Origin of the sequence: Mesorhizobium sp. M7D.F.Ca.US.004.03.1.1 (assembly GCF_003998635.1) — a bacterium.
GTDB lineage: Bacteria > Pseudomonadota > Alphaproteobacteria > Rhizobiales > Rhizobiaceae > Mesorhizobium > Mesorhizobium loti.
The window spans coordinates 1-4,653 of sequence record NZ_RZQG01000471.1; the positions used below are offsets into that span (position 1 = coordinate 1).

Genomic DNA, 4,653 nt, shown 5'->3' on the forward strand with positions numbered 1-4,653 from the left:
CTATTTCCGCCGCTGGCGCTTCAACCACGTCACCACGGTCGAGCGCATCATCGGTCTGAAACGCGGCACCGGCGGCACGTCGGGTGCTTCGTATCTCAAGAAGATGCTCGAGGTCGTGCTGTTCCCGGAGCTGTGGACGGTCCGCACCCGGCTCTGACATCATCGAAATGAAAACAAGCTCACTGAGGGGACGCTCTGTGGCGGAAAACCCTTCGCGAACAACCGAGGACTGACCGACCATGAGTGGAATTCCTGATCTCGCTGCAATCGAAGCGATGGATGCCACGGATCCGCTGCGTGCCATGCGCGATCGTTTCATCCTGCCGGAAGGCGTGATCTATCTCGACGGCAATTCACTTGGGGCAGCGTCGCATGCCGTTTTCGGCGAGCTGCAACAGGCAGCGACCAAGGAATGGGCCCAGGATCTCATCCGGGCCTGGAATACGGCCGGATGGTTCGAGATGCCGATCGAACTCGGTGACCAGCTCGGGCGCCTGATCGGAGCCGCGGCCGGCCAGACCGTCGTCTGCGACACGACGTCGACCAACATCTACAAGGTGCTGCATGCGGCGCTGGAGATGCGGCCCGGCCGGTTGGCCATCGTCGCCGAGGGTGACAGTTTTCCCACCGACCTGTACATCGCCGAAGGGGTGGCCTCGACTCGGGATGGCGTCCTGCTGCGCCTCGCGGGCGTCGACGCGCCAACCATCGAAGAGCTGATCGACGAAAACGTCGCGGTGGTGCTGGTCAACCACGTCAATTACAAATCGGGTGAACTGCGGGACATGGCGGCGCTGACGCGCAAGGCTCATGCGGCCGGAGCGCTGATCGTCTGGGATCTGTGCCACACCGCGGGTGCTCTGCCGGTCGAGCTCGATCACGCAAATGCCGACTTCGCCATCGGCTGCACCTACAAGTACCTCAACGGCGGTCCGGGCGCGCCGGCCTTCATCTATGCCGCCCGGCGCCACCACGGCGAGATCAGCCAGCCACTCAGCGGCTGGTGGGGGCATGCGCGGCCCTTTGCCTTCGAACAGGGTTACGTGGCCGGCACCGGTATCCGCCGCTTTCTGTGCGGCACGCAGCCGGTCCTGTCGATGCGGGCGCTCAAGGGTGCGCTTGCCATCTGGAACGACGTCGACATGGCGGCATTGCGAAAGAAAAGCGTCGCGCTGACCGAACTGTTCATCCAGCTCGTCGAAGCAAAGTGCGGCGCCTATGGTCTCACGCTGGAGACCACCCGCGACACGACCAGCCGCGGCAGCCAGGTGTCGTTCCTTCACGATCATGGCTATCAAATCATGCGGGCGCTGATCGAGCGTGGCGTGATCGGTGATTTCCGCGCGCCATCGACCATCCGTTTCGGCTTCACGCCGCTCTATGTCGGCTACAAGGATGTGTGGCTGGCGGTCGAGGTGCTGGAAGACATTCTGCGCACGGGTGCATGGAAGGACCAGCGTTTCGCCGTCAAGGAGGCCGTTACCTAACGCAGCCGTCTCGACGATCTGTTGTCATCGGCTCTCCCCTTGGTCGGATGACGAAGAGACGAATTTCCAGCTCGCACATGCGTTCGTTGCTGGTGGCCAGCGCAGGCTACAATAATTAACCAAGGTTGGCGTTTTTGGCTTCGTTTCGTTCACGGCAAACGAAAGCTGGAAAGCCCACCGTCGAGGGGCCTGTCGGCAGCCATGCCAGGCCTGATCTCGGGATGGGCCACAGGCTATTAACCATAACAATTTCAATGTCGGAAAGCGCACTGCGACGGCATGCAGGCGTCGACGAGATCCGCTTGCAACCGCGGAATAATTTCCGCCACCTTAACAAATTCATTAAACTTTAAACGGTTGCAGAACACAACTGGAACAGATAGTGTTTGTTCTGGGTTTGTTTTTCTGATTCTGGTTTCAGGTACCTTGGGGGCCGCCATGCTGACGCGCAAGCAACACGAACTGCTGATGTTCATCCATGAACGCCTGAAGGAAAGCGGCATTCCGCCATCCTTCGATGAGATGAAGGAGGCGCTCGATCTTGCCTCCAAATCCGGGATTCACCGGCTGATTACGGCACTGGAGGAGCGCGGCTTCATTCGCCGGCTGCCCAACCGGGCACGCGCGCTGGAAGTGCTGCGGCTGCCGGATTCGATCGCGCCCGGCCTCAACGCGGCAAAAAAATTCTCGCCAAGCGTCATCCAGGGCAGTCTTGGTCAAGGCGGCCTTGGCCGGCAGATCAAGCCGGCGCTTTCGCGGATGTCTTCGGCCGGCAATGACGACGACGTGGTCTCCGCGGTGTCGATCCCGGTGATGGGCCGCATCGCTGCCGGTGTGCCGATCGACGCCATTCAGCATCAGACGCATTCGATCTCGGTGCCGCCGGACATGATCATGGGCGGCGAGCACTATGCGCTGGAGGTCAAGGGCGACTCGATGATCGAGGCCGGCATTTTCGACGGCGACACCGTCATCATCCGCAATGCCGACACGGCGAGCCCCGGCGAAATCATCGTGGCGCTGGTCGATGAAGAGGAAGCGACGCTGAAGCGGTTCCGCCGCAAGGGCGCCTCGATTGCTCTCGAAGCCGCCAATCCGGCCTATGAAACCCGTATTTTCGGGCCGGACAGGGTCAAGGTGCAAGGCAAGCTCGTCGGCCTGATCCGCCGCTACTGAGGCAGCTGCGGTTTAACCACTGGCTTCTCGGGTCTCTTGAAGGGCGGCAGTCCCCTCGCCTCGCGTGAGAATTTGCGTTGTTCATGCCAAGGCCGGTAGGGCCTGTCCACCGCGAAGCTGACGGTTGCCGGCGCGGTCGCCGACTGGCGATCGAAGAAGACGGCAGCACTGCCTTTGCGAGCCAGTTGTCGCTTGGTGATGACGAGAACCAGCGGATCGTGACAAGCGTCATAGGCCGTCGCGTCATTGATTACGATCAGCCCGGCGAAGCCGCAGGCTTTCCACGTGTCCTTGCGATCCTCGACATAAGCAATGATCGCGCCGGACGTGCGCCTGGCGAGACAAACGCCTGACGTGCAATAGAACGGCGATCCCGGCGGCAGTTCCGGGGCATCCGCGATCTCGAATTGTGCGTCTCCTTGGGTGAAGACTTCCGGCACGACGATGGTTTCGGATGTCAGTGCGCGCTTCCAGTTGTCGACGGTGAATTCGTTCGGCCGTGCGCGGCTGACGGCGAACTCGCCGCCGCCGATCGGCAACGCAACCAGTCGAGCGTCCTCGGAGATCAGCACGTCGGGTGTGCGCGTATCCGAAACGGTCAGCAGGCCGGCAAGCGCGAAGGGAAGAGCGGCGAGCCGTAGCCATGTCGTCGCCATCGTCGCGATGACCAGGGCAATCGCCACCAGCAGGACAGACTGCTGCGAAATCAATCCGACTCCATCGACGGGCGAACGCTCGGAAATCCATCCGGACATGGCGATCATCGCGGTCAGGCCCTTGCCCATCACATAAAGGAATGGACCATCGGCGCCGAAGGGCATCGCCAGCGCACTGAGGACGGCGAAAGGCATGACAACCAGTGACACGATTGGCATGATGGCCAGATTGGCGAACAGGCTTAGCGGCGACACACGCTGAAAATGCCAGATAGCAAACAGCGCCGTGGCGCCGCCGGCGATGATGGATGTCATGGCCAAGCCGCCCGCCGCCAGCAGGAATTTTCGCGTCAGGAAGCCGGGCAAGGATCGCTTCGGCGGCGGCGGTCTGGTTTTCCCCGCGCGATGATCCGACCAGCCGGCATAGGCGCCGACAAGTGCTGCGGTTGCCGCGAAGGACATCTGGAAGCTCGGGCCGACCACCTCGTGCGGCGACACCACGATGACGGCGATCGCCGAGATCGCCAGATTGCGCATGGTGAGTGCGGCCCGATCGAACAGAACGGCAATCAGCATCACCGCCAGCATGATGAAGCTGCGCTCGGCGGCAACGACGACGCCAGAGATGATGAGATAGGCAGCGATCGAGAACAGTGCCGCGGCGGCGGCATATTTCTTGACCGGACGACGCGCGGAAAAGTCGGGAAACAAGGCGAAGGCGCCGCGCAGCAGACCCATGATGGTGCCGGCGACCAGCGCCATGTGCAGTCCTGAAATGGAGATGATGTGGTAGATGCCTGTACGCCGCATCGCTTCATTGATTTCATCGGGAATGCCGGCGCGCACGCCGACGATCAGCGCCGCGGCGATCTCACCTTCGGCGCCACCAATGCTGGCCCTGATGTGGTCGGCAATCGCTTCTCGGGCATTTTCTACGCTTGAGGAAAGGCGGGCCGATAGCGGCATGTCGCCGTCATCGGTGACGACAAGCTTTGGATTGCCGAGAAAGAACCCGCTGCCGCCGATGCCGGCGAAATAACTGTCAAAGGAGAAGTCGTAGCTTTCCGGCCGCACCGGACCGGTCGGCGGCAACAACTTGGCATATCCAATGATCAGGGATCCGGCTGTCATGTCTGCCGGGATCTTGCGTGCCGAAAGCCGCACCCGCTCCGGCATATAGCGCAATTTCGGCCTTGCGGTCGAAGTCACGTCGATGGTCAGCCGGATGCGGCCGCTCTCCATCTGGTCGATCGAGACGACCCGGCCGGTCACCTGCGTCGAGATTTCCGAACCCAGCATCTGCGTGCCCGCGCGCCACGTTTCGACCTTTGCGG

4 protein-coding genes are annotated in these 4,653 nt (G+C 61.8%); 3 read left to right on the top strand and 1 reads right to left on the bottom strand.

Annotated features, from left to right (window positions below; translation table 11 throughout):
• The 3 genes from EN935_RS23040 to lexA form a co-directional block, all read left to right on the top strand.
• Positions 1 to 157: tryptophan 2,3-dioxygenase family protein (locus EN935_RS23040; protein ID WP_245489023.1), on the top strand; the 157-nt coding region annotated here is incomplete at its 5' end.
• 82 nt (positions 158 to 239) lie between these two features.
• Entirely contained in the window at positions 240 to 1,487 is a 1,248-nt protein-coding gene (kynU, locus tag EN935_RS23045) for a kynureninase (protein ID WP_127264428.1), read from the top strand.
• A gap of 438 nt (positions 1,488 to 1,925) precedes the next feature.
• On the top strand, positions 1,926 to 2,663 hold the full coding sequence (gene lexA / locus EN935_RS23050) for a transcriptional repressor LexA (protein ID WP_109669027.1): 738 nt from the start codon (positions 1,926 to 1,928) through the stop codon (positions 2,661 to 2,663).
• On the opposite strand, the gene EN935_RS23055 is transcribed toward lexA, so the two are convergent.
• Positions 2,657 to 4,653, bottom strand: a 1,997-nt coding sequence (locus EN935_RS23055) for a ComEC/Rec2 family competence protein (protein ID WP_164771276.1), incomplete at its 5' end; no start/stop codon positions are given. The two genes, lexA and EN935_RS23055, sit on opposite strands and share 7 nt — an antisense overlap.

Bases quoted from the DNA above. Each gene is read 5' to 3' on its own strand.
- lexA (WP_109669027.1), top strand. From the start codon at position 1,926: ATGCTGACGCGCAAGCAACACGAACTGCTGATGTTCATCCATGAACGC.
- kynU (WP_127264428.1), top strand. From the start codon at position 240: ATGAGTGGAATTCCTGATCTCGCTGCAATCGAAGCGATGGATGCCACG.